Origin of the sequence: Streptomyces albofaciens JCM 4342 (genome assembly GCF_008634025.1) — a bacterium.
GTDB classification, from domain to species: Bacteria; Actinomycetota; Actinomycetes; order Streptomycetales; family Streptomycetaceae; genus Streptomyces; species Streptomyces albofaciens.
Window position 1 is genome coordinate 3,917,488 of sequence record NZ_PDCM01000002.1, and the last position, 25,013, is coordinate 3,942,500.

The window sequence follows — 25,013 nt, forward strand, 5'->3', positions numbered from 1 at the left end:
TACCGGCGGGTAATCCGACAGAGCGACGCCGAGGATTCCGGGCCGTACGAACGCCGCCCCCAGCCGTCGGCCGAGGTTCACCCCACGTTCACCCTCCTCCATCGGCAGCTTCACCTGATCTGCCTAATTTCGGCCGTACCGAGCGGCGCGCCGCTCCTTCGGGGCGAGCGCGGCACGGCATTGCTGGGCCACCGGGCAACCGGCTCCGGCGGCCCTTGTCCCACCGCTTCGGCCGCCGCACAGTGACCGGCACAGGCCGCCCTCCGGGCGACCGCCCCGGACACCGTCCCGGTGACCACACACATCTCCACCGCACGCCGAAGAAGCGGCGCGCCCCAGGAAGGAACTGACGACCGTGAAGCAGCTGCAGCGCAAGAACCGGGTTCGCGCCCTCGCCGTCGGCGCTCTCGCCGTCACCGGTGCCCTGACCCTGTCGGCGTGCGGCTCCGACGACACCAGTGGTGGCGGCGGGGCGTCCTCGGCGAAGGCAAGCAACATCAAGTGCGAGGGCAAGGGCAAGCTGCTCGCCTCCGGCTCGTCCGCGCAGAAGAACGCCATGGACGCCTGGGTGCAGGTCTACTCCGGCGCCTGCAAGGACACCAGCATCAACTACCAGCCCACCGGCTCCGGCGCGGGCATCACCACCTTCCTCCAGGGCCAGACCGCCTTCGCGGGCTCCGACTCGGCGCTCAAGCCCGAGGAGGTGGAGAAGTCCAAGAAGGTCTGCAAGGGCGGCCAGGCGATCAACCTGCCGATGGTCGGCGGCCCGATCGCGGTCGGCTACAACGTGCCCGGTGTGGACAGCCTGGTCCTGGACGCCCCGACGCTCGCCAAGATCTTCGACTCGGAGATCACCAAGTGGAACGACGCGGCGATCAAGAAGCTGAACCCCGAGGCCAAGCTGCCGGACCTGAAGATCCAGGCGTTCCACCGCTCGGACGACTCCGGCACCACCGACAACTTCACCAAGTACCTCAAGGGCGCCGCGCCCGACGCCTGGAAGCACGAGCCGGGCAAGACCTGGGAGGGCAAGGGCGGCCAGGCCGCGTCCGGTTCGGCCGGCGTGTCCTCGCAGGTCAAGCAGACCAGCGGCGCGATCTCCTACTTCGAGCTGTCGTACGCCACGGCCAGCAAGATCAACACGGTGAAGCTGAACACCGGCGCCAAGGCCCCGGTCGAGGCCACCGTCGACAACGCCTCCAAGGCCATCGCCGAGGCCAAGCAGGTCGGCCAGGGCAGCGACCTGGCCCTGAAGCTGAACTACACCACCAAGGCCGAGGACGCCTACCCGATCACCCTCGTCACGTACGAGGTCGTCTGCGACAAGGGCAACAAGGCGGAGACGCTGCCCGCCACCAAGTCCTTCCTCACCTACATCGCCGGCAAGGACGGCCAGAACTCCCTGAAGGAGCTCGGCTACGCGCCGCTGCCCACCGAGATCGCCGACAAGGTCCGCTCGGCCGTCTCCTCGCTCTCCTGACCCACCGGGCGGCGGCCCGCGCACCCCTCGCGGGCCGCCGCCCTTCCGGTGCACCGCCGCGCCAGGAGCCCCCGCCGGGCTCCGCAGACCGGAGAAACCATGAATTCAGCACCCTCGATATCCAGCGCCCCACCACCGCCCGCGCCGCCCGCCTCCGCGGTCTCCGGCAAGGCGGTACGCCCCGGAGACCGCGTCTTCCTCGGCCTCTCCCGCGGCTCGGGCATCGCCCTCCTGGTGATCATGGCCGCCATCGCGGTCTTCCTCACCGTCCGCTCGGTGATCGCCATCTCCGGTGACCACGCGAACTTCCTGACCTTCTTCGAGTGGAACACCTCGGGCCCCGAGCCGCGGTTCGGCATCGCGGTGCTCGCCTTCGGCACCGTCGTCAGCTCGGTGATCGCGATGGTCATCGCGGTCCCGGTCGCGGTCGGCATCGCGCTGTTCATCTCGCACTACGCACCGCGCAGGCTGGCCTCCCCGCTCGGGTACGTCATCGACCTGCTCGCCGCCGTCCCCAGCATCATCTACGGCCTGTGGGGCGCCCTCTTCCTCGTGCCGCACCTGACCGGCCTCTTCAGCTGGCTGAACGACTACTTCGGCTGGACCGGCATCTTCTCCTACGCCGACGAGGCCCCCCGCGCGCTGTTCACCGTCGGCGTCCTGCTCGCGATCATGATCCTGCCGATCGTCACCAGCGTCAGCCGCGAGGTCTTCCTCCAGGTGCCGAAGATGCACGAGGAGGCCGCCCTCGCGCTCGGCGCGACCCGCTGGGAGGTCATCCGCATGTCGGTGCTGCCGTTCGGCCGCTCCGGCATCATCAGCGCCTCGATGCTGGGCCTGGGCCGCGCGCTCGGCGAGACGATGGCCGTGGCCACCGTGCTGTCCCCGAGCTTCCTGATCAACGTCAGCCTGCTGAACCCGGGCGGCGGCACCTTCGCGCAGAACATCGCCAGCAAGTTCAGCGAGGCCGACGAGTTCGGGCAGGACGCCCTGATCGCCTCCGGCCTCGTCCTCTTCGTCATCACGCTGCTCGTCAACGCCGCGGCCCGCCTGATCATCGCGCGCCGCAAGGAGTACTCGGGGGCCAACGCATGAGCAACACGGTCACCGCGCCGCGGCCGGTCGCCGACAGCGCCCCGCTCCCGGTCTCGCTCCGGCAGCCCCGGCTGCCCCGCTGGGCCCCGGCCGCCCTCGCCCTGGCGGCGGTCGCCGTGGGCTGCGGCATCGGCCTGCTCGCCGGCCTGGAGAGCCGCATCCAGTGGGGCCTGATCGCCGCCCTGCTGTTCGTCCTCGGTACGTTCGCGCTCGCCGCCGCCGTCGAGGGCACCCGGCAGGCCAAGGACCGCCTCGCCACCAGCCTGGTCTGGATCTGCTTCATCCTGGCCGTGGTGCCGCTGGCCTCCCTCATCTGGGAGACCGTCGCACGCGGCATCAAGGTCCTCGACGGCTACTTCCTCAGCCACTCGATGGGCACCCTGCCCGACGCGCTGCCCGGCGGCGGCATCTACCACGCGATCATCGGCACCCTGGAGCAGGTCGGCCTCGCCGCCCTGATCGCCGCGCCGATCGGCCTGCTGACCGCCATCTACCTCGTCGAGTACGGGCGGGGGAAGCTCGCCAAGGCCGTCACCTTCTTCGTGGACGTGATGACCGGCATCCCCTCGATCGTGGCCGGCCTGTTCATCCTCTCGGTGTGGATCCTCATCCTCGGCTTCGGCCCGTCCGGCTTCGCCGGCGCGATGGCCCTGGCGATCCTGATGATGCCGGTGGTGGTCCGCTCCACCGAGGAGATGCTCAAGCTGGTGCCCAACGAGCTGCGCGAGGCGTCGCTGGCCCTCGGCGTACCGAAGTGGCGCACCATCCTCAAGGTGGTCCTGCCGACCTCGATCGGCGGCATCACCACCGGTCTGATGCTGGCCGTCGCCCGCATCACCGGCGAGACCGCGCCCGTCCTGCTGCTCGTCTGGGGCGCGAAGACGATCAACAACAACCCCTTCGAGGGCGCCCAGCAGTCGCTGCCGCTGTATGTCTTCCAGCAGTGGCAGCAGGGCTCCGAGGCCTCCTACGACCGCGCCTGGGCCGCGGCCCTGGTCCTCATCGCCTTCGTCATGATCCTCAACCTGGTGGCCCGCGGCATCGCCCGCTGGAAGGCCCCCAAGACCGGCCGCTGACCCTCCCCACGACCTGTACGGAGCGGGGGTGTCCCCGCTCCCCGAAAGAAGCAGTGATTTCCATGGCCAAGCGAATCGACGTCAGCGGCCTCTCCGCCTATTACGGCAGCCACAAGGCCATCGACGACATCTCCATGACCGTCGAGCCCCGCTCGGTGACCGCCTTCATCGGTCCCTCGGGCTGCGGCAAGTCGACGTTCCTGCGCACCCTGAACCGGATGCACGAGGTCACCCCCGGCGGCCGCGTCGAGGGCAAGGTCCTGCTGGACGACGAGAACCTGTACGGCAGCGGTGTGGACCCGGTGGCGGTGCGCCGTACCGTCGGCATGGTCTTCCAGCGCCCGAACCCGTTCCCCACCATGTCGATCTTCGACAATGTGGCGGCGGGCCTGCGGCTGAACGGCTCGTACAAGAAGTCCGAGCTGAACGACGTCGTGGAGAAGTCCCTCAAGGGCGCCAACCTCTGGAACGAGGTCAAGGACCGGCTGAACAAGCCCGGCTCCGGCCTGTCCGGCGGCCAGCAGCAGCGGCTGTGCATCGCCCGCGCCATCGCGGTCGAGCCGCAGGTGCTGCTGATGGACGAGCCGTGCTCGGCGCTCGACCCGATCTCCACCCTCGCCATCGAGGACCTGATCGGCGAGCTGAAGGAACGGTTCACGATCGTCATCGTGACGCACAACATGCAGCAGGCGGCGCGCGTCTCGGACCGTACGGCCTTCTTCAACCTGGCCGCCGTCGGGCAGCCCGGCAAGCTGGTCGAGATCGACGAGACCGAGCGGATCTTCTCCAACCCGTCGGTCCAGGCCACGGAGGACTACATCTCCGGCCGCTTCGGCTGAGGACCGGTGTCCGGGCCCGCCCGGGTCCCGGAACACCGGCTCCGGCCGGCCCCGCGCGTCCTGCGGTGCTGCATGGCGGTGCCACCGCAAGGACGAGGGCCCGCCCTCCGGTTCCGGAGGGCGGGCCCACAAGAGCGCGCGGCCCGCGGGCCGCGGTCACGTCACGCGAACACGAGGTGGACGCACCAGTAGCTCAGGGCGGCCACCGCCGCACCGGCGGGCATGGTGATGAACCAGCCCATGACGATGTTCTTGGCGACGCCCCAGCGCACCGCCCGGGTGCCCTTCGTCGAGCCCACACCCATGATCGCCGAGGTGATGACGTGGGTGGTGGAGATCGGCGCGTGGAACATGAACGAGGCGGTGTACATGACGGACGCCGCGGTCGTCTCGGCCGCGAAGCCCTGCGGCGGGTCCAGTTCGATGATCCGCCGGCCGAGGGTGCGCATGATGCGCCAGCCGCCCGCGTACGTGCCGAGCGACAGGGTCAGCGCACAGGCGATCTTCACCCAGACCGGGATGGCGTCGCCCGCACTCTGCACGTCCGCGATGACCAGCGCCATCACCACGATGCCCATGGTCTTCTGGGCGTCCTGGAGGCCGTGCCCGAGCGCCATGCCGGCCGCCGAGACCGTCTGCGCGATACGGAAGCCGCGCTTGGCCTTGTGCGGGTTGGACTTCCGGAACAGCCACATGATCACGACCATCACCAGATAGCCGAGGACCAGGCCGATCACGGGCGAGAGGAACATCGGGACGACGATCTTCTCTATGACGCCCGACCAGTAGACGGTCGTACCGCCCGCCAGCGCGGCGCCCACCATGCCGCCGAAGAGCGCGTGCGAGGACGACGACGGCAGTCCGAAGTACCAGGTGACCAGGTTCCAGACCACCGCGCCGACCAGGGCGGCGAAGAGGATGCCCATCCCCTTGGAGCCCTCGGGCGTGGAGATCAGCCCCTCGCTGACCGTCTTGGCGACCCCGCTGCCGAGGAAGGCACCGGCGAGGTTCATCACCGCGGCCATCGCCAGCGCCGCCCGCGGGGTCAGCGCCCGCGTCGAGACCGAGGTCGCGATGGCGTTCGCGGAGTCGTGAAAACCGTTGGTGTACGTGAAACCGAGCGCGACCCCGATGGTCACGATGAGCGCGAAGGTGTCCACCGGAGGTCAGGACTCCTTGACGGCGATCGTCTCGACCGTATTGGCGACATGCTCGAAGGCGTCGGCCGCCTCTTCCAGGATGTCCACGATCTGCTTGAGCTTGAGCACCTCGATGGCGTCGTACTTGCCGTTGAACAGGTGCGCGAGCAGCTTGCGGTGGATCTGGTCGGCCTGGTTCTCCAGCCGGTTGACCTCGATCCAGTACTCGGTGAGGTTGGACATCGTCCGCAGGTTCGGCATCGCCTCGGCGGTCAGCTCCGCCGCCCGGGACAGGACCTCGATCTGCTGCTCGACGCCCTTGGGCAGCTCCTCGATGCTGTAGAGGACGACGAGATCGACGGCCTCTTCCATGAAGTCCATGATGTCGTCGAGCGAGGAGGCGAGGTTGTAGATGTCCTCGCGGTCGAACGGCGTGATGAAGGAGGAGTTCAGCTGGTGGAAGATCGCGTGGGTCGCGTCGTCCCCCGCGTGCTCCGCAGCCCGCATCCTCTCGGCGATCTCTGTCCGCGCGGAGGCGTCCGCCCCGAGCAGTTCCATCAGGAGCTTGGAGCCCGTGACGATGTTGTCCGCGGAGGCGGCGAACATGTCGTAGAAGCTCGTCTCCCTGGGGGTCAGACGAAAGCGCACGTGAAATCCTCGGGGTGCATCGGATTCGGTCGAGTTGATGCTAGGCGCATCATCCAGCCACAGCTAACCGGCATTCCTTCAGTGTCGCCCATCGGGGAGCATGCTCTGCACGGGGGACCGCCCGCGCCCGCGAATTTCTGTACCATATACCCACTGGGGGTATATGGACCGCCTACGTACCACGGGAGATGGCCATGACGACCACGGACGCCGACACCGACGGCAGCACCGCAGCCGCCGCGGCCTGCCACACCGAAGGGCCGAAAACCGCCTTCCGGCCGGACCCCGACGCCGTCACCGATCACGATCTGGGCATCCACGGCTACGCGAAGCAGAAGGACGCGCACATCAAGAGGCTGCGCCGGATCGAGGGCCAGATCCGCGGCCTCCAGCGCATGCTGGAGGAAGATGTGTACTGCATCGACATACTCACCCAGGTCTCGGCGAGCACGAAGGGCCTGCAGTCCTTCGGCCTCCAACTGCTGGAGGAGCATCTGCGGCACTGCGTCGCGGACGCCGCCGTGAAGGGGCCCGAGGCCATCGACGAGAAGGTCAAGGAAGCCACCAAGGCGATCGAGCGGATGCTGCGCACCTGAGAGCGGCTGCCGCGCGCCGCCGCGCACGGCGCCGGCACCCCGTCACGTACGGTTGCCGGGTCCGGGCCCCGGCTGCGCGCGGTCCGCGTCCACGTCCAGCACCTCGTCGATACGGTCCGAGCTGAGCCGATCCTCGCTCGCGGCGGCCGCCGCGATCATCAACTCACCAGTCAGGTCGATCTCGACGAGGGCCACGTGGTCCTGAACCGTCGAGTTGCGGTGTCCGGCCACGTACAACACCTCCTCCTTCGAGCGCCTCCCCACTCCTCTGGTGGTTACGCCCAGCGTAGGTACGGGCGCACGCTCCGCGCATGGCACGGATGGACCATTTCCGCCGGTTCGCACACGCCGTGGCCGGCCGGCGGATCTCAGCCGCCGTCGGCGGTGACCCGGCCCGAGTAGATGTCGCGCCGGTCGGGCAGCCGGACCGGGACCGGCGCGCCGAAGCCGTGGAGCGTGGTGGTCGAGGTCACCGACGTACCCCCCGTGGTGCCGTTGGCGAAGCGGAAGCGCTGGCGGACCTTGCGCAGCCGCCCGGCGTCGTCCAGATACGCGTCGAAGGACACCACGTCGGTGGTGAAGCCTTTCTCCGCCGCGGTCAGCGCGGGCCGGAACGCCGGGGACGCCGCCCGCGCGGCCGAGCCGATGTGCGTGGTGCCGCTGAAGTGCCGCACCCGGACGCCGTCCAGCCGCTCCCGGCCCTCGTACGTCACCTCGCGCACCCCGCGCAGCAGTTCGGCGGCGGCCATCGGGTCGGTCGCGCCGCCGGTGACGAGGTTGCCGTCGGCGAGCGAGGCGGTGTCCACCCGCACCCACTTGTCGGCGGGCACACCCGCGCCGCGGTTCTTCATGTAGAGGGCGCCCGGCGTGAGGATCTCCGTGATGGTGCGGTCCGCGCCGCGGCCGTCGCCGGTGTCCGGGAGGCGGACGTTCAGCCGCCCGGTGCGCCTGCGGTAGTCGTGGCCGCCGGCGCCCCGGATGGCGATACGGGTGCCGCCGCTGGTGGTCTCCAGGTCCGTGCGTACGCGGGAGGAGCCGGCCCGGACCAGGGCGTCGGCGCAGGCGCGCAGGGTCGCGGCGTAGTCCGTGCGGCCGGCGGGGGACCCGGCGGCGGACGGGCCCGCCGGGTCCGGGTCCCCGGTGGACGACCGGGCGCCCGGTGGGCGGGCACGGTCGGTGAAGGGCAGCCCGGCCGCGGACCCGCCCACCGGGCCGTCTGCGGAGCGGCCGGCCGAGGTCTGGTCGTCGGCCGCCGCCCCGTTGGAGGAGCAGCCCGTCGTGAACAGGCCGACCGCCAGGCCCACCCCGCACGCGGCGGCCGCGACGGCGCCGCCTCGCCTGTCCTGCACCACCATCGCGTACGAGCCCCCTCGGCCGCTCTGCTCGGGTAGTTCCGGACCGAGATGTTCCGGTTGCCCGGAGCAGCCCGACCCGTTCCGTTCAACGACTGTTCAGGCCGCTTCGTCACGCCCGTACACCTGCGGCGCGTACCGTGGCGCCGTGCGAGACCGAGCCTCGGCAGAGCCGATACCGCAGTCCTCAGGACCCGTACCGCAGTCCGCGGAGCCGCCCGGCCACCGGACCTCCACCGTCGAACGGGGCGCGTTCTGCCTGGCCCGTTGCAGCTGCGGCTGGCACGGCCCGGCCCGCCGGGCGCGCTCCCAGGCACGTACGGACGCGGAGCGGCACCCGCGGACGGAGTGAGGCGGCCCCCGCCGCCCCGCGTCACGCGCCCTGACGCCCCGCGTCACGAGCCCTGACGCCCCGCGTCGCGAGCCCCGCCGCCCCGGGTGGTCGCGCCGTACCCGCCGCCCCACCCGCACGCCCTTGGAACCTCCCGCGCCTCCCGCCCCATCTGAGGGGAGGGAAGTCATCCACGGCGCGCGGGCCCCCAAGGGGCCCCGAAAAGGGGCAGTTCACAATGAAGCGGCGCACGATTCTGGCGGCCGGCGGCGGACTCACGGCGACGGCCGTCGCCGTGGCCTGCGGCAGCAGTTCCGGCCACGCGAGCCCGCCCGGCACCGGCCCGTCGTCCGGCGGCGTCGGCCTGACGGCCGGGTCGCAGACCGCCGGGCGCCCGGCGGACAAGGCGTCCTGGGAGGCGCTGCGCAAGAGCCTCGACGGCAGACTGATCCGCGCCGGGGACGCCGCGTACGACACCGCCCGGCGCCTGTACAACACCCGTTTCGACACCCTGAAGCCCGCAGCCGTGGCGTATGTGCGCCACCCGGCCGACATAGCCGAGTGCCTGTCCTTCGCCCGCCGCTACGACGCCCCCGTCGCGATACGCAACGGGGGTCATTCGTATGCCGGCTGGTCCAGCGGCAACGGCAAGCTGGTCATCGACGTGTCGGCCCTGAACACGGTCGGGGCGCCGTCCGGCGGCATCACCCGCATCGGCGCCGGCGCCAAGCTCATCGAGGTCTACGAGGGCCTGGGCCGGCACAACGTCACCCTCCCCGGCGGCTCCTGTCCGTCCGTCGGCATATCCGGCCTCACCCTCGGTGGCGGCCACGGCGTCGCGTCCCGCGCGTACGGTCTGACCTGCGACAGCCTGGTCGGCGCCACCGTCGTCACGGCCGACGGCAAGACCGTGGAGTGCGACGCCGAGCGCGACAGCGACCTCTTCTGGGCGCTGCGCGGCGCGGGCAACGGCAACTTCGGCGTCGTCACCGAACTCCGCTTCAGGACCCACCCGGCGCCCCGCTCGGTCATGGCGTACATGACCTGGCCCTGGTCCAAGGCCACCGCCGTCCTGCGCTCCTGGCAGGAGTGGGGCCCCGCCCAGCCCGGCGAGATATGGTCCTCGCTGCACCTGGACGCCCACCCCGGCGGCACCCCGTCCGTGGCCGTCGCGGCGTTCTCCCTGGGCTCGTACGGCGACCTCCAGAACGCCGTCGACAAGCTGGCCGACCGGGCGGGCGGCCCCGGCCCGGCGAAGTCGGTGCGCCTGACGCCGTCCTCGTACCTGGACGCGATGGAGTCGTACGCGGGCTGCTCCTCGAAGAGCGCCGAACAGTGCCACCTGCCCGGCGACGTCCCCGGGCGCAGCGCCGCGGGCAAGCTCGCGCGCGAGACGTACGCCGCCCGCTCCGACTTCTTCGACCGCTCGCTGGACGCGGCCGGCATGCGGGCCCTGCTGGGCCAGATCGAGGCGGCGAGCCGCAAGGGCGTGGCGGGCAACGCGTCGCTGACCGCGCTGGGCGGCGCGATCAACCGGGTCCGCCCGACGGACACCGCCTTCGTGCACCGCCGCTCGCGCTTCCTCGCCCAGTACCTGGCGTCCTGGAAGGCGGGCGGTTCCGGCTCCGCGCAGAGCGCGTGGCTGACGAGCGTGCACGGTGCGATGCGTCGGTACGCGTCGGGCGCGGCGTACCAGAACTACACGGACGCGGCCCTGACCGACTGGAAGAAGGCGTACTACGGTCCGGCCGCCGACCGGCTCACCGAGCTGAAGCAGCGGTACGACCCGAACGGGCTGTTCAGGACGTTTCCGCAGGCACTGTGACGGGGCGGGCCCGCGAGGTGTGTCGGGGCGCCCGTCCGTGCGGTGAGGGGCGGGCGTCCGTTCCGTGAGAAGCGGGGCGTCCGTTCCGTGGAGCGGGTGTCCGTGCTGTGAGAAGCGGGCGTCCGTTCCGTGGGGCGGGCGTCCGTTCCGTGGGGCGGGCGTCCGGACATGCGTCGGGCCCCGGCACGCGTACGTGCCGGGGCCCGGTGCGCGGCGCGTCGCCCTCGCTACGCCGCCAGGTCCTCGTCCCGTTCCGTACGGGACACCGGCGGTACGGCCGTCACCGGCTCGGACACCGGGCGTCCCGCCGGGCCGCCGGCCCGGACGAGCCACCAGCCGGGCGAGCGGCTCACGGCGGTCGTCACCGGCACCAGCAGGGCCAGCGCCACCGGCGCCAGCAGCAGCGCGACGGCCGTGCCGAGCGCGAAGCCGCCGATCACATCGGTCGGGTAGTGCACGCCCATGTAGACCCGGCAGAACCCCTCCAGCAGCGCGAGCGCGATGCCGATCAGGCCGTACTTGCGGTGGGCGATGAACAGCCCGACGCCGACCGCCATGGTCAGCGTCGCGTGGTCGCTGACGAACGAGAAGTCGCTCTTGCCCGGGATGAGCACTTCCAGGCCCGCGTGGTCCTTGAACGGCCGGGGCCGCTCCACCACCGCCCGGATCGGGATGTTGGCCAGCAGCGCCACACCGGCCGCCAGCGGCGCCCACACCAGGCCCGCGACGGCGGACGGCGCGTCCGGCCGCTTGCGGGCGCCCCACCAGGCGATCAGGCACAGCACCGCGAGCCCGGCGATGATGCCGTACTCGCCGAGGTACTCCATGGCGCGGTTGAGCCAGTGCGGTGCGTCCTTCGCGAGGCCGTTGATGCCGTCGAGCACGTCCACATCGGGGTTCGACCCGTCCATTGCGAGTCCAGCCATCTGCCGCGGCCCCTTACCTTTCGCGCGCGCGAGCGCCGTGTGAGTGCTGCCAACCCCCGTGGTCGTCGGGCGTGGCCGGATTCCTACGGCCCCGCCATGTCTCCACGCCTAGGAAACGCGATGCGCATCCGAGCCGTTCCACCTTCTACCGGATGATCACCAGGACGTTACCGAAGAGAGACTGATGTCCGCAGTTCAGGGCCCCATGTTCACGCAGCGTTCGCGCTGGGCAGCGCCTTCGCGCCGGCCTCGGTGACCCGGGTCGCCCCGATGTAGTCCGGCTTGTCGATCTTGTCGAACCGGATCACCGCGCCGGTGTACGGCGCGTTGATCATGTACCCGCCGCCCACGTAGATCCCCACGTGGTGGATGGACCGCGGATCGTTCAGATCGTGCGCGAAGAACACCAGGTCCCCCGGCAGCAGCTCGTCCCGCTTCGGATGGGGTCCGGCGTTCCACTGGTCGTTGGCGACGCGCGGCAGCTCGATCCCCACCGAGTGGTACGCCGCCTTCGTCAGCCCCGAACAGTCGAAACGCCCGTTCTGCTCCGGTGTGCCGTTGCCGCCCCACAGGTACGGCTTGCCCAGCTGCTCCTGGGCGAAGTAGATCGCGGAGGCGGCCTGCCGGGACGGTGCCACCCGCCCCACCGGCGCCTCGAAGCTCTTCGCGAGGGTCGTGATGATCCGTACGTAGTTCTGCGTCTCGCTGATCGCCGGCACCCCGCCCGCCTTGATGACGCGGTAGGCGCCCGCGTTGTAGGCCGCGAGCATGTTGTGCGCCGGATTGCCCGGCACGTCCTTCACGTACTTCGCCAGCTCGCAGTCGTACGACGCCGCCGACGGGATCGCGTCCGCCGGGTCCCACACGTCCCGCCGGCCGTCCCCGTTCCCGTCTATCCCGTGCGTCTGCCACGTGCCGGGGATGAACTGGGCGATGCCCTGCGCCGCCGCCGGGCTCTGCGCCCGGGGGTTCCAGCCGCTCTCCTGGTAGAGCTGCGCGGCGAGCAGCGCGGGGTTGATGGCGGGGCAGAGGTTGCCCCACTTCTGCACCAGCGGCTGGTACGCGGCCGGTACGGCACCCTTCGCCAGCCCCACGGCCCGGCCCGCGCCGCCCGCCAGGCCCGCGGCGGCGGCGTACACCCCCACCACGAGCAGCGCGAGGAAACAGAGCACCAGCCCGACCCCGAGCCCACCCGTCACCCAGAATTTGCGCACCCCACAACCCTCCCTTAAACGGGCGGGTTTCACCGCCGTTTTCGGCATGTACCTCGCCACACAGGGCCGTACCGGCCCGATTCCGCGCCCCCCGGTGACCGCCCGGGGCTCGCGCGCCCGCCCCGCTTCACTCCCCCAGCTCGAACCAGACCGACTTCCCGCGCCCCGGCCCGTGGCGGCACACACCCCACTCGTCGGCCAGCGCCTCCACCAGGAACAGCCCCCGCCCGTCCGCCGTGTCGCCCGCGGCCCGCCGCCGGACCGGCAGCCCCGGCGCCCCGTCGTGCACCAGCACGCGCAGCCTGGCCGGCACGGGCCACTCCCCGTACAGCGTCACCGGCTGCGAACACCCACCGTTCCGGCAGGCGTTGACGGCGTTCGTCACCACCTCGGACGTCAGCAGCAGCGCGGTGTCCGCCAGGTCCCCCCGCTCGGCGGCCCGCAACGCCGTACCGACCGCGTCCCTGGCCGTACGCACCCACCCCGGATCCGGCGGAAAGACGAGCGAGAAGTCGCACAGCGTGTGCGGCCGGTGTACGGCCTCGGTGGTGGGACACATGACGTGGCCTCCTCGGGTCACGGGCCGGGACGTGCGGGGCGCACGGGGTGGCGGCCGGTGCCATCGAAGCTAGGGAAACCCTTTTGGAAGTTACAACCTCTTCCGGCCAACCTCGCTCGGACGAGTGGTATCGCCCCGGCGCGACCGCCTCCCGCGGCGTCAACACGCGACACTGCCCGGAACCCGAGGAGGAACCGATGCCACCCAGGAGCCAGCCCAGCGAGCGCCACCGCCGCCTCGGTGCCGAGCTCCGCAAACTGCGCCTGCGCGCTGGGCTCTCGGGGGACCAGGCCGCCGCCCTGATCGACGCCGATCGCGGCCGTGTGAGCAACATCGAGGCGGGCCGGGTCGATGTCCCGCGCAACGGGCTCCACAAGTTGCTCCGGGCTTACGGCTGTCCGGACGGTCCGCTCTTCGACGGACTGATGGCGATGGCCCAGGACCGGGGGAAAGGGTGGTGGGACGAGTACCGGGACGTGATGCGGCGGCCGGCTCTCGACCTCGCCGAACTCGAATCCCGCGCCACGCACATCCGCAACCACGAACCACTGGTGATTCCGGGGATCCTGCAAACCGCCGAATACGCGCGGTCGGTGTGCGAGACGTTCGACGAGCCCGACGCGCAGCTCGACCGGTACGTCCGGTTCCGCATGGACCGCCAGCGCATCCTGGAACGGCAGCCCGGCACTCCCTACCACGCGGTCATCCAGGAAGGAGCGCTGCGCACCCGCGTCGGCAGCCCGGAGATCATGCGTCGGCAGCTGCGCCGCCTCATCGAGATCGCCCGGCTCCCCCACGTGACGCTACAGGTGTTCCCCTTCGAAGCCGGGCCCTACTCCGGAGTGAGCCGCTCTTTCAGCATCTTCGGCGGACCCACGCCCGCGCTCGACACGGTCCGCCTGGAACAGGCGGTGGCCTCCGCGATCCTGCGCGACGAGGAGGAGACGAGCCGCTACGGCAGGATCTTCACGAAGCTGACCGAACTCGCACTCCCGCGAGTTGACCCGGAGGCAAGGCCTGAGTCTCATGACGGTCGGGACTCACTGACCCTCATCCAGCACCTGATGTACGCCTTCTAGGAGAACGCAAAATGCCCCGGCTCACCTGGCGGAAGTCCTCGTACAGCGGCAGCGGCCAGGACGACTGCGTAGAGGTGGCGCCCCACCCCGACGGCCCCATCCTCTACCGTGAGAGCGACCACCCCGGCGCGGTCGGGCGGGCCACCGCCCCCGGCTGGGCCGCGTTCCTCCGGGCCGTCAAGGCCGACCGGTGCGCGGCCGGTCCGCGCTGACCAGCCGTCAACCCATCGCCGGACCTGTGAAGGAAGCCATGCCGCCCACCCCGCACATCCCCGCCGACCTCGACTGGCAGAAGGCCACGGACGACGAGAGCGCGCCCGAGTACATCGAGGTGGCCTTCGGCGACGACGACCACGTCTACCTGCGGACGAACATCGAGCCGGACAACGTCGTGGTGACGACGCGCACCAAGTGGGACGCGTTCGTCCTCGGGGTGAAGGCCGGCGAGTTCGACCACTTCGTGGGGCTTTAGCGGCAATTGCCGAGGGGGGTCGGTCGTGATACACACGGTCACGCCGATGGGCCCCGGAGCGCCGCGCGTCCCCGTATGCACGCAATCCCCACGGGATCCGTCAAAGAAAGCCGCCAAGTCGACATGCGATGGCGGTTTTGTCAGCGAAGATAGAGGCCGGCCCGCACCGTGTGGCGCGGGTTGCGCAACTACGCATTAGGGGCGGTGAGTTCATACATGTACTTGGCGGCCGAAAAGGGCGACATCACCACCATCATTGGCGGAATCGCCCCGAACTGGGGTCCGTTCGGAACGCTCGGCAACGAAGCACGCGTGATGATCGAAGTGGTCATGGCAGTAGCGATTCTGCTCTGCCTGGGCATCGCGATCTGGGGCGCGGCCAAGCAGCGCATCGGCGCCACCGCGCTGCGCGACACGTTCAGCGCCGAACAGGGCAAGGGCCTCATCGTCGCGGGCCTGACCGGGGTCTTCATCATCGGCTCGCTGGGGACACTGTTCACGATCGTGTACGGGATGGCCGTGTAGCCGCCGTACCGCCGGGCCGTACGGAGGTGCGGCCCGCCGTACCTCACCACCACCCCCGCAGGCCGCGCACCGGCCGCCTCGCGCCCCCGGGCGCTCCCGGCCCCGTGCCGCGCAGCCCCGCACCCCTCCGTGCGCCCCTCCGCACCCCGTGAGCCCGGCTCTCCCCCACCACCATCCCCACAGGCCCCATCTCCCCGCCGAGAGCACATGCCGATGTCCACCCGTACCGCTCCGCACGGTTCCGCTTTGCGCCACCGTGGCAGGCAACGGGCCGATTGGGCCGCGTTCCGGGCGGGGACACATGGGCTTGGCGGAGACGCTGCGGCGGACGCGGCGCATGAGGCGGTCGCAAATGCCACAAGCTCCCCCATTCGCCTCTATCGCCCAGCATCTGAGGTTCCGTCACGGTGAGATGTACTCGTACCACTGCACCCGAGCCGCGGCCCGCGCGGCTACGGTCATACACGGGTGGCGAAACGACGGCAGTGACGGCTATGTCGGTTGAGGGGGCACAGGCGCGATGAGTCTCAGCGATGGCGGTGGGTACGGCGGCGAGCCCGGCGGCCCGGGCGGCCAGACCCGTACCAGACTCCCCGACGGCGGCGGCGACGCCTACGGCTCCGGCCGCCGCTCCCGTACGGGCTTCTCCAGCCGGAACCTGATCACGGTCGTCGGCGTGGTCGTCCTCCTGATAGCGGCCATCGCGTTCGCGAACCGGGGCGGCGACGGCCAGGCGCCCTCCGACGGCACGGCGAAGGGCGCCGACGCCCGGTCCACCGCCCCGACCGGCACCAAACCGGTCGAGGGCAAGAACGGCGGCATCGCGACGGGCTTCGCGAAGACGGAGCAGGGGGCGCAGTCGGCGGCGGCGAATTATGCGGTGGCGCTGGTGTCTGCCGACATACTCAAACCCACCGAGCGGCACGCGATAGTCGAGAAGGTGTTCGTACCGGCCAAGGTCGGCGAGATGCAGAGCAAACTCGACCAGGCCTACTCCACCGACTTCCTCTCCAAACTGGGCCTCGACGCCAAGGGCAACGCCGCTCAGGGGATGACGTACATCTCGCGCACCGTTCCCGTCGGCACCAAGGTCGCGGCCTTCAAGGGCGACACCGCACGGCTGGAGGTCTGGTGCACCGGGCTGTTCGGCACGGCGGGGGCGAGTTCGACCACACCGGTGACGAGTGACTGGTTCACCATGCACCTGGAGCTGCGCTGGGCGGATGGCGACTGGAAGGTGCAGAGCTTCGCCCAGAAGGACGGCCCGGCACCGGTGAACGGTGACAACAAGACGTCCGGAGCGGACCAGATCGCCAAGGCGGTCAACCAGTACGGAGGCTTCACCTATGCCCGGTAGCCGGCGGAGCCGCGCCCTCTCGATCACCGCCGCACTGGCGACCGTACAAACGGCGGTGTTCATGCTGGCCACTCGCGCACTGGCCGCACCATCACCCACCGCGACACCGACGCCGGGCGCGTCCTCACCCGGTGCCACCGCGAGCCCGTCCCCCAGCGCGTCCGCCACGGACAACTGCGACCTGATCGTCGGCCCCGCCAAGGAGTACTGCCAAAACGGCGACAAATCCGGCGCCACCGCCCCCAAATCCCCCGGCGGCCTCACCGACAACAACCCCCTCGACCCCCTCACCTCCCTCGCCAAGGGCTGCGCCAACGCCGCCGCGTGGATTGTCGACAAGCTGTCCGACGCCGTGAAGGCGACCTCGCAGGTCGACTTCACCAACGCCGCGTTCCTGAAGCAGTACGCCGTCGTCTTCGCCGCCTCGACCGTGCTGACGCTCGTGCTGTGGCTGCTCGCCGTCGCCAAGCGGGCCGTGCGCGGGGTGCGGCTGACCGAGGCGATCAGCGAGGCGGTCGGGTTTCTGTGGCTGACCGTACTGGCGTCCGCGTTCACGCCGTTGATCCTGTACACGGTCGTCTCGGCCACCGACGGCATCACCGAGATCATCGCCAAGGGCACCGGCGCGCAGACCGACACGTTCTTCGGCGCGTTCGCCGCGGCTCTGAAGAAAGACACCGACATCGGCGGCGGCCCGATCATGCTGATCGTGGTCTCGCTCGTCTCCGTGCTCGCGGCCGGTGTGCTGTGGCTGGAGCTGGTGATCCGCGCCGCCCTGCTGTACGTGGGCGCGCTGCTCGGCACGGTCGTCTACGCGGGCCTGGTCGACAAGAACATGTGGGGCCATGTGCGCCGCTGGGCGGGCATCATGATCGCCGTGATCCTGGTGAAACCGGTCATCGTGATCGTGCTGGGCATCGCTGGCGCGCTCTCCTCCGGCGACGGCCCGAACTCCTTCTCCGCCGTCGTCTCGGGGCTCGCGATCATCCTGCTGGCCATCTTCGCCAGCGCCGTGATCTACCGCTTCGTCCCCGGCTTCGGCGACGAGATGGTCTCCGCCCGTACGAACAAGAAGCAGGCCACCGAGGGCTCGCAGGCCGCCGCCGTGATCTCCTCGCCCGCCGCGCTGGTGTCCCAGGGCATCAAGGCGCACAGTTCCCGCAGGTCCGGCGGGGGCGGCGGCCCGGAGCAGAGCGGCGGCCAGGCCCGGCCGGCGGACGCGGTGTCCGGCGGCGTGGCCGCCCACAGCAGCCGTAACAGCGGCTCCTCCGAGGGCAACGGCGGCCGCGCCCCGGCCCCCGCCGCCCCCGCGTCCCGTACGCATCCCTCCCCCCGTTCGGGCTCCGGCCCGTCCGGGAACTCCCGCACCGGCAAGACCTCTGGAGGTGACGGGCGTTGACGACCCAGTCGCACCCGATCACGCCCCGCCGCACGTACCTGATCGGCCGCGCCCGCCCGAACGCGATCGTCGGCAAGAACCGCGAGACCGGCGAGATCGCGCTGATCATCGCGGGCGCCTTCCTCGGCATGCTGTGCGGCCTGCTGGTGCCGGTGCTGTCCCTGCGGATCGCCAGCCTGACCGGCTTCCCGCTGCTGGCGATCGCCGCGGTCTACTTCCCGTACCGCGGCCGTACGTTCTACAAGTGGTTCGAGATCAACCGCAGCTACCGGCGCACCGTCCGCCGGGGCGCCACGTACCGCTCCGGCGCCGCCGAGGCGGGCGTCCGGCTGGACGGCCGGGAGGTGGAGATCGGCCCGCCGCCCGGCATCGGCCGCATCAACTGGCTGAGCGCGCCGTTCGGCCCGGACGAGATCGCCGTACTGCTGCACGCCGACCGCCGCACGGTCACCGCCGCCATCGAGATCGAGGGCCCGGGCGTCGGCCTGCGCGACAGCGAGGACCAGGAGGCGCTGGTCGAACGGTTCGGCACGCTGCTCAAGCACGTCGCCAACGGGGACGGCTTCGTCACCCGCCTCCAGATGCTGGCCCGTACGCTCCCCGCCGACCCGGACGCGCACGCCAAGGACGTCGCCCAGCGCGGAAACCCGGACGCCCCGGACTGGCTCCAGGACTCCTACGACCAGCTCCAGTCCATGGTCTCCACCTCCTCCGAGCAGCACCGCGCCTACCTGGTCGCCTGCATGCACTACACCCGCGAACTGGCCGCCGAGGCGCAGACCATGGCGCGCGCCGCGCAGCTGCACAACGGCGGGCTGATCCGCAAGAAGCTGGACCGGGACGCGGGCCTGGCCGTCGTCATGGCGCGCGAGCTGACCGACATCTGCGCGCGGCTGGCGGAGGCCGACATCCGCGTACGGCAGCCCCTCGGGCAGAGCAGGCTGTCCTCCCTGGTCCACTCCATGTACGACCCGGACCACCCCATCGACCACATCCAGGCCATGACCAAGCGCAACGCCTGGCCGGCCGAGCTGGACGCGATGGAACCGACGTACCTCCAGGCCAAGACCCGCGAGTCGGCCACCCGCGCGCCGTGGTGCCACGCCACCGCGTGGATCAAGGAGTGGCCGCTGACCCCGGTCGGCGTCAACTTCCTGGCACCGTTGCTTGTGCACACTCCCGATGTCATCCGTACGGTGGCGGTCTGCATGGACCTGGAGCCCACCGAGATCGCGATCGAGCGGATGCTGACGGAGAAGACCAACGACGACGCGGAGGCCAGCCGGGCCGCCAAGATGAACCGGGTGGTCGACCCGCGCGACGTGGCCCACCACGGCCGCGTCGACCAGCGCGGCGAGGACCTGGCCTCGGGCGCCGCGGGCGTCAACCTGGTCGGCTACATCACCGTCTCCGCCCGCTCGCCGGAGGCGCTGGCCCGCGACAAGCGCACCATCCGCGCCTCGGCGGGCAAGAGTTACCTCAAACTGGAGTGGTGCGACCGGGAACACCACCGCGCCTTTGTCAACACGCTGCCGTTCGCGACCGGGATCCGCCGCTAAGCCGCTGGGAGGCGCGTACGTCATGGCCATGCTCGATCCGCTCGCGGCACTCACCGAGGCGTTCACCAGCTTCCTGTTCGGGAAGGTGGAGACGACGCGACTCCCGGTACGGACCTCGACCGGCCAGGCCCAGGCGGTCTACCTGCCGACCGCCGCGCCCGGCCTGGGCGACTCCGGCGTGATCATCGGCCGCGAGGTCTACAGCGGCAAGGGCTACATCTACGACCCGTTCCAGCTCTACGGCCAGCAGCTGCCGGCGCCGCACTGGCTCGTCCTCGGCGAGTCCGGCAACGGCAAGTCGGCGCTGGAGAAGACGTACGTCCTGCGGCAGCTGCGGTTCCGCGACCGGCAGGTGGTGGTGCTGGACGCCCAAGGCGAGGACGGCGTCGGCGAGTGGAACCTGATCGCCGAGCAGCTCGGCATCACCCCCATCCGCCTGGACCCCACCGCCGCCCTCAACGGCGGCATCCGCCTCAACCCCCTCGACCCGTCGATCACCACGACCGGGCAGCTGGCCCTGCTCCGTACGATCATCGAGGTCGCCATGGGCCGCGGCCTGGACGAGCGCTCCGGCTTCGCGCTGAAGGTGGCACACGCGTACGTCAACGAGACGATCACCAATCGTCAGCCGGTGCTGACGGACATCGTCGAGCAGCTGCGCCACCCGGAGGCGGAGTCGGCGGAGGCCATGAACGTCGACATAGACGACGTACGGGCCTGGGGCCTGGACGTGGCGCTGGTGCTCGACCGCCTCGTCGACGGTGACCTGCGCGGCATGTTCGACGGCCCGACCACGGCCGGCATCGACCTGGACGCGCCCCTGATCGTCTTCGACCTCTCGCACATCGACCGCAACTCGATCGCGATGCCGATCCTGATGGCCATCGTCGGCGTGTGGCTGGAACACACGTGGATCCGCCCCGACCGGAAGAAACGGATCTTCCTGGTCGAGGAGGCCTGGCACATCATCAACTCGCCGTTCGTGGCCCAGCTCTTCCAGCGGCTGCTGAAGTTCGGCCGGCGCCTCGGCCTGTCCTTCGTCGCCGTCGTCCACCACCTCAGCGACGTGGTGGACGGCGCCGCCGCCAAGGAGGCCGCGGCGATCCTGAAGATGGCCTCCACCCGTACGATCTACGCCCAGAAGACGGACGAGGCCCGGGCCACCGGCGGCGTCCTGGGCCTGCCCCGCTGGGCGGTCGAGATCATCCCGACGCTCACCCCCGGCATCGCGGTCTGGGACGTCAACGGCAACGTCCAGGTCGTCAAACACCTGGTCACCGAAGCGGAACGGCCGCTGGTCTACACCGACCGGGCGATGACCGAGACCTCCGCGACGATGACCGAGGAAGCGCTCGCGATCGGGCGGGCGGCGGACGCCGAGGCCGAACAGCGGGCCGAGGCGATCGCGATGCAGCGGCAGTTCCGGGACGAGTCGAGCGAGACGGTGGCGTGACGCGGGGATACGGGAACGGGCAGGGGCCGGGGCAGGGATACGGGGACGGACAGGGGAGCGGACACGGGCACGGGCACGGTGGTGCCGGTGCTTCGGGGGGCGCGGCCGGTGCGCCCGGCGGGCGGGGACGGGGGCGGGGCATCCCCGACTCCCTCCTGGTCGGCGTGCTCGCCTTCCTCCTCGGCATGACCGTCCTGGCGTGGACGGCGACCGGCCTGGCCGGCCTCTTCACGCACGGCGCCTGGCCGGACGGCGTGACCTTCGCCCGTACGCCCCTGGCCCTGCGCAGCCTGATAACCGCCCCGCACGACCTCCCGTCCGCCTGGCCGGACACGCCCGCCGCACAGCTCTCCGGGTACGGCCTGTTCTGGGGCATCCTCATCAGCCAGCTGCTGGTGCTGGTCGTCCTGACGGTGTTCGCCATGGGGACGATCGCCCGCTATCGGATGGTGCGGGCGAACCGACGGGCCGGGGCGGCCAAGGACGCCGGGTGGCAGGGAGGCGTCGCGCAGAGCGGGGTGGCATCTGGGGGCGGTCCCGCGGCGGCTGCCGGGCCTCCGGGGGCGCCGACGACGTCTGGGGCTGCGGCTGGGCCTATGGCAGGGGCTACGCCTGGGCCTACGGCTGGGTCTACGCCCGGGCCTGGGCCTGCCTCAGCGCCCTCTGCGCCGACAGCGCCTGCCCCTATCCCAGAGCCCCCTGCGCCTGCACCGGCAGGGCCGACAGCACCGGCGGCACCTGTGCCCACACCGGCGGCATCTGTGCCCACACCGGCCGCACCGTCGGAGCCCGCGGTCTCCTCCACGGCCGTACCAGTCGGCCCACCGCAGACACCCGCGGATGCCGTTCCCGACGCTCCCACTCCCGAATTCGCCCCCCACGCCGCCCCGGTCGTCCACTACGGCACCGACCGCCGCCAGGCCGGCGCGCTCGCCGCGTCCGCCATCGCGGCGGCCGAGGGCCCCCTGGTCGTCGCCACCACCGACCCCGCACTCTGGGCCGACACCAAGGACGCCCGCGCCAAGCTGGGCCCGCTGCTGACGTACGACCCGCAGCACGTTCTGGACACCCCGGCCCGAATGCGCTGGTCGCCGACGTCCGGCTGCGAGGACATCGGCGTCGCAGCCGCCCGTGCGGCCGCGCTGCTCACTCCCGTACGGCCCTCCAGCGTCCTCGACTCCGCGGTGGCCGACGCCGCGACGACCCTGCTGCGCTGCTGGCTGCACGCCGCCGCGGTGGACGGGCGGCCTTTCCGCCAGCTGCACCGCTGGGCGCACGCGAGCGGCGCCGCGCACGAGCCCGTACGAATTCTGCGTACGAACCGGAAGGCGTCGGCGGGGCAGGCAGGCGAGCTGGAGTCCGTGCTGACGGCGCATGCGGAACGCCGGGAGATGGCTCGGGAGTTGGTCTCCAGGACCCTGACGTGCCTCTCCTCGATTCACATCCGGGACGCGTGCAATCCGGCGCGATCCGATGCCCTCCTTCTCGAATCTTTCATCGACGAAGGGGGAACGCTCTACGTGGCAGGGGAATCCATCGAGGATCCGCGGTCCGCTCCGGGCGCGATGCCGCTGCTCATCGCGCTCCTCTCCAACGTGGTCGAGCGCGGCCGCCGCATGGCCGAACGGTCATCCGCCGGCCGGCTCGACCCACCACTCACCCTCGTCCTGCACGACATCGCGGCGCTCGCGCCGTTCCCGGCGCTGCCCGGGCTGCTCGAAACGGGCCGCGAGCAGGGGCTGTTGACGGTGGTCACCCTGCGCTCCCAGGAGCAGGCCCGCGCCCGCTGGCCACAGCAGGCGCTACCGGACTGACCGGCCTGCTTCCCAGCTGGCTACGCGCGTTCCAGCGCCATCTCGCGCTCGATGGCCGTCCCGTCCTTCGGATCGGTCATCGTGCGGCCGGTCTCCACGAAACCGAGCGCCCGGTAGAGCGCCAGCGCGCGCTCGTTCTCCTCGTGCACCCACAGCCGTACGCGTTCCACCGCCGGCTCGGAGCGGCTCCAGGCCCACTCCACCGCTGCCGCGAACAGCTCGCGCGCCAGCCCGGTGCCACGGTGTTCCGGACGTACGTAGACGCCGACGATATGGGCCCACGGCTCGTCGCCGTCCCCCTCGTCCGCGCCCTCCCTCTCGACGAGTACGACGACCATGCCGCCCCAACTGCCGTCGGGTGCCTCGCCGATGATGGTCAGTGGGTCCCGGTCCTCGTCGCTCCGCGCCGCCCGGCGGCGCCACACCTCGTCCGGGAACGCCGCGACCTTGTCGAAGGACTCGTTGAAGGCGATGCGCGCGACCGGATCGGCGAGTGCCGCCAGCCGCAGCTCCCTGAGCCGCTTCCACTCGTCGGCCTTGACCGGCCTGATCAGATACCCCATCGCCCCAGCATCCCAGCAGCCCACCCCTCTGACCACAGGTTGCACCCCTCTTCCCACCCCGAACGCGGAAAAGCCCCGCACCATACGGTGCGGGGCTCCCCACAAAAATTGTTCGGCGGCGTCCTACTCTCCCACAGGGTCCCCCCTGCAGTACCATCGGCGCTGAAAGGCTTAGCTTCCGGGTTCGGAATGTAACCGGGCGTTTCCCTAACGCTATGACCACCGAAACACTATGAAGATGAACTCCAGCCAGCAAGGCGAGTTCGTTACTTCAGAACTAACACAGTGGACGCGAGCAACTGAGGACAAGCCCTCGGCCTATTAGTACCAGTCAACTCCACACCTTACGGCGCTTCCATATCTGGCCTATCAACCCAGTCGTCTACTGGGAGCCTTACCCCATCAAGTGGGAGGGAGCCCTCATCTCGAAGCAGGCTTCCCGCTTAGATGCTTTCAGCGGTTATCCTTTCCGAACGTAGCCAACCAGCCATGCCCTTGGCAGAACAACTGGCACACCAGAGGTTCGTCCGTCCCGGTCCTCTCGTACTAGGGACAGCCCTTCTCAAGACTCCTACGCGCACAGCGGATAGGGACCGAACTGTCTCACGACGTTCTAAACCCAGCTCGCGTACCGCTTTAATGGGCGAACAGCCCAACCCTTGGGACCGACTCCAGCCCCAGGATGCGACGAGCCGACATCGAGGTGCCAAACCATCCCGTCGATATGGACTCTTGGGGAAGATCAGCCTGTTATCCCCGGGGTACCTTTTATCCGTTGAGCGACGGCGCTTCCACAAGCCACCGCCGGATCACTAGTCCCTACTTTCGTACCTGCTCGACCCGTCAGTCTCACAGTCAAGCTCCCTTGTGCACTTACACTCAACACCTGATTGCCAACCAGGCTGAGGGAACCTTTGGGCGCCTCCGTTACCCTTTAGGAGGCAACCGCCCCAGTTAAACTACCCACCAGACACTGTCCCTGATCCGGATCACGGACCCAGGTTAGACATCCAGCACGACCAGAGTGGTATTTCAACAACGACTCCACAACCACTGGCGTGGCCGCTTCACAGTCTCCCACCTATCCTACACAAGCCGAACCAAACACCAATATCAAGCTATAGTAAAGGTCCCGGGGTCTTTCCGTCCTGCTGCGCGAAACGAGCATCTTTACTCGTAGTGCAATTTCACCGGGCCTATGGTTGAGACAGTCGAGAAGTCGTTACGCCATTCGTGCAGGTCGGAACTTACCCGACAAGGAATTTCGCTACCTTAGGATGGTTATAGTTACCACCGCCGTTTACTGGCGCTTAAGTTCTCAGCTTCGCCCCACCGAAATGGAGCTAACCGGTCCCCTTAACGTTCCAGCACCGGGCAGGCGTCAGTCCGTATACATCGCCTTACGGCTTCGCACGGACCTGTGTTTTTAGTAAACAGTCGCTTCTCGCTGGTCTCTGCGGCCACCACCAGCTCACACCGCAAGGGTGATCACCAGCAATGGCCCCCCTTCTCCCGAAGTTACGGGGGCATTTTGCCGAGTTCCTTAACCATAGTTCACCCGAACGCCTCGGTATTCTCTACCTGACCACCTGAGTCGGTTTAGGGTACGGGCCGCCATGAAACTCGCTAGAGGCTTTTCTCGACAGCATAGGATCATCCACTTCACCACAATCGGCTCGGCATCAGGTCTCACCCTCACATGTGCGACGGAT

The 25,013-nt window shown here is 70.0% G+C and carries 24 protein-coding genes and 2 rRNA genes (1 of these 26 running past the window's edge); 16 read left to right on the top strand and 10 right to left on the bottom strand.

The features are described 5' to 3' along the window. Nucleotides 1–355 precede the first annotated feature (355 nt). The 4 genes from pstS (at nucleotide 356) to pstB (ending at nucleotide 4,490) form a co-directional block, all read left to right on the top strand. Nucleotides 356–1,480, top strand: coding sequence for a phosphate ABC transporter substrate-binding protein PstS (pstS, locus tag CP973_RS37080; protein ID WP_150248786.1), 1,125 nt, complete (start codon nucleotides 356–358; stop codon nucleotides 1,478–1,480). 99 nt (nucleotides 1,481–1,579) lie between these two features. Beyond that, nucleotides 1,580–2,575: a phosphate ABC transporter permease subunit PstC gene (gene pstC / locus CP973_RS37085; protein WP_150248790.1), complete on the top strand. Its 996-nt coding sequence runs from the start codon at nucleotides 1,580–1,582 to the stop codon at nucleotides 2,573–2,575. Further along, nucleotides 2,572–3,651, top strand: coding sequence for a phosphate ABC transporter permease PstA (gene pstA, locus CP973_RS37090; protein WP_150248794.1), 1,080 nt, complete (start codon nucleotides 2,572–2,574; stop codon nucleotides 3,649–3,651). The genes pstC and pstA overlap by 4 nt, the downstream gene beginning before the upstream one ends. A 62-nt stretch (nucleotides 3,652–3,713) precedes the next feature. Further along, nucleotides 3,714–4,490, top strand: coding sequence for a phosphate ABC transporter ATP-binding protein PstB (gene pstB, locus CP973_RS37095; protein ID WP_030372816.1), 777 nt, complete (start codon nucleotides 3,714–3,716; stop codon nucleotides 4,488–4,490). A gap of 161 nt (nucleotides 4,491–4,651) precedes the next feature. Here the strand turns inward: pstB and CP973_RS37100 are convergent, their stop codons facing one another. Further along, nucleotides 4,652–5,650, bottom strand: coding sequence for an inorganic phosphate transporter (locus CP973_RS37100; protein ID WP_003983067.1), 999 nt, complete (start codon nucleotides 5,648–5,650; stop codon nucleotides 4,652–4,654). Between the two features lie 6 nt (nucleotides 5,651–5,656). Next, nucleotides 5,657–6,277, bottom strand: a complete 621-nt coding sequence (locus CP973_RS37105; RefSeq protein WP_150248797.1) for a DUF47 domain-containing protein — start codon at nucleotides 6,275–6,277, stop codon at nucleotides 5,657–5,659. A gap of 194 nt (nucleotides 6,278–6,471) precedes the next feature. On the opposite strand from CP973_RS37105, the gene CP973_RS37110 reads away from it, so the two are divergent. Next, nucleotides 6,472–6,873 carry a metal-sensitive transcriptional regulator gene (locus CP973_RS37110; RefSeq protein ID WP_150248800.1) on the top strand — a complete coding sequence of 134 codons (402 nt, stop codon included), beginning with the start codon at nucleotides 6,472–6,474 and terminating at the stop codon, nucleotides 6,871–6,873. 42 nt (nucleotides 6,874–6,915) lie between these two features. On the opposite strand, the gene CP973_RS37115 is transcribed toward CP973_RS37110, so the two are convergent. Together CP973_RS37115 and CP973_RS37120 are read right to left on the bottom strand one after the other, a co-directional pair. Beyond that, a complete protein-coding gene (locus tag CP973_RS37115) occupies nucleotides 6,916–7,110 on the bottom strand; it encodes a hypothetical protein (RefSeq protein WP_150248803.1) in 195 nt (64 codons plus the stop codon). Between the two features lie 131 nt (nucleotides 7,111–7,241). Further along, entirely contained in the window at nucleotides 7,242–8,228 is a 987-nt protein-coding gene (locus CP973_RS37120; RefSeq protein WP_208853371.1) for an SCO4651 family lipoprotein, read from the bottom strand. 145 nt (nucleotides 8,229–8,373) lie between these two features. Here CP973_RS37120 and CP973_RS37125 point away from each other — a divergent pair, with 145 nt between their 5' ends. Next, complete coding sequence (locus tag CP973_RS37125) at nucleotides 8,374–8,577, top strand: hypothetical protein (RefSeq protein ID WP_150248806.1); 204 nt, start codon at nucleotides 8,374–8,376, stop codon at nucleotides 8,575–8,577. A gap of 217 nt (nucleotides 8,578–8,794) precedes the next feature. Beyond that, a complete protein-coding gene (locus CP973_RS37130; RefSeq protein WP_150248808.1) occupies nucleotides 8,795–10,381 on the top strand; it encodes an FAD-binding oxidoreductase in 1,587 nt (528 codons plus the stop codon). Between the two features lie 227 nt (nucleotides 10,382–10,608). On the opposite strand, the gene CP973_RS37135 is transcribed toward CP973_RS37130, so the two are convergent. From CP973_RS37135 to CP973_RS37145, 3 genes are all read right to left on the bottom strand, one after another. After that, on the bottom strand, nucleotides 10,609–11,307 hold the full coding sequence (locus tag CP973_RS37135) for a phosphatase PAP2 family protein (RefSeq protein WP_244410214.1): 699 nt from the start codon (nucleotides 11,305–11,307) through the stop codon (nucleotides 10,609–10,611). Between the two features lie 209 nt (nucleotides 11,308–11,516). Next, on the bottom strand, nucleotides 11,517–12,521 hold the full coding sequence (locus CP973_RS37140; RefSeq protein WP_150248811.1) for a C40 family peptidase: 1,005 nt from the start codon (nucleotides 12,519–12,521) through the stop codon (nucleotides 11,517–11,519). A gap of 127 nt (nucleotides 12,522–12,648) precedes the next feature. Next, nucleotides 12,649–13,080, bottom strand: a complete 432-nt coding sequence (locus CP973_RS37145; protein ID WP_150248816.1) for an ATP-binding protein — start codon at nucleotides 13,078–13,080, stop codon at nucleotides 12,649–12,651. A 197-nt stretch (nucleotides 13,081–13,277) separates the two neighbouring features. Between CP973_RS37145 and CP973_RS37150 the strand changes: the two genes are divergently transcribed. From CP973_RS37150 to CP973_RS37190, 9 genes are all read left to right on the top strand, one after another. Beyond that, a complete protein-coding gene (locus CP973_RS37150) occupies nucleotides 13,278–14,159 on the top strand; it encodes a helix-turn-helix domain-containing protein (protein WP_150248819.1) in 882 nt (293 codons plus the stop codon). 11 nt (nucleotides 14,160–14,170) lie between these two features. Next, nucleotides 14,171–14,371, top strand: a complete 201-nt coding sequence (locus tag CP973_RS37155) for a DUF397 domain-containing protein (protein WP_150248822.1) — start codon at nucleotides 14,171–14,173, stop codon at nucleotides 14,369–14,371. 38 nt (nucleotides 14,372–14,409) lie between these two features. Continuing rightward, entirely contained in the window at nucleotides 14,410–14,631 is a 222-nt protein-coding gene (locus CP973_RS37160) for a DUF397 domain-containing protein (RefSeq protein WP_150248825.1), read from the top strand. Between the two features lie 216 nt (nucleotides 14,632–14,847). Then, nucleotides 14,848–15,156 (top strand): hypothetical protein, encoded by a 309-nt coding sequence (locus CP973_RS37165; protein ID WP_003985768.1) that lies wholly within the window; start codon nucleotides 14,848–14,850, stop codon nucleotides 15,154–15,156. Nucleotides 15,157–15,676: 520 nt separating this feature from the next. Then, nucleotides 15,677–16,513, top strand: a complete 837-nt coding sequence (locus tag CP973_RS37170) for a DUF8175 domain-containg protein (protein WP_150248827.1) — start codon at nucleotides 15,677–15,679, stop codon at nucleotides 16,511–16,513. Beyond that, complete coding sequence (locus CP973_RS37175) at nucleotides 16,503–17,912, top strand: hypothetical protein (RefSeq protein WP_150248830.1); 1,410 nt, start codon at nucleotides 16,503–16,505, stop codon at nucleotides 17,910–17,912. Before CP973_RS37170 ends, CP973_RS37175 begins: the two co-directional genes overlap by 11 nt. Further along, nucleotides 17,909–19,471 (top strand): SCO6880 family protein, encoded by a 1,563-nt coding sequence (locus CP973_RS37180; RefSeq protein ID WP_150248833.1) that lies wholly within the window; start codon nucleotides 17,909–17,911, stop codon nucleotides 19,469–19,471. Before CP973_RS37175 ends, CP973_RS37180 begins: the two co-directional genes overlap by 4 nt. A gap of 28 nt (nucleotides 19,472–19,499) precedes the next feature. Beyond that, nucleotides 19,500–20,924: an ATP-binding protein gene (locus tag CP973_RS37185; RefSeq protein WP_208853439.1), complete on the top strand. Its 1,425-nt coding sequence runs from the start codon at nucleotides 19,500–19,502 to the stop codon at nucleotides 20,922–20,924. A gap of 185 nt (nucleotides 20,925–21,109) precedes the next feature. Beyond that, the gene (locus CP973_RS37190) at nucleotides 21,110–22,738 is read left to right on the top strand and encodes a type IV secretory system conjugative DNA transfer family protein (RefSeq protein ID WP_244410314.1); all 1,629 of its coding nucleotides are present in this window, start codon (nucleotides 21,110–21,112) and stop codon (nucleotides 22,736–22,738) included. A 20-nt stretch (nucleotides 22,739–22,758) separates the two neighbouring features. Here CP973_RS37190 and CP973_RS37195 read toward each other — a convergent pair whose 3' ends face one another. From CP973_RS37195 to CP973_RS37205, 3 genes are all read right to left on the bottom strand, one after another. Then, complete coding sequence (locus CP973_RS37195; protein WP_150248839.1) at nucleotides 22,759–23,301, bottom strand: GNAT family N-acetyltransferase; 543 nt, start codon at nucleotides 23,299–23,301, stop codon at nucleotides 22,759–22,761. Nucleotides 23,302–23,411: 110 nt separating this feature from the next. After that, nucleotides 23,412–23,528 (bottom strand): 5S ribosomal RNA (gene rrf, locus CP973_RS37200). Between the two features lie 74 nt (nucleotides 23,529–23,602). Continuing rightward, nucleotides 23,603–25,013, bottom strand: a 23S ribosomal RNA gene (locus tag CP973_RS37205); it runs 1,712 nt beyond the window's last position.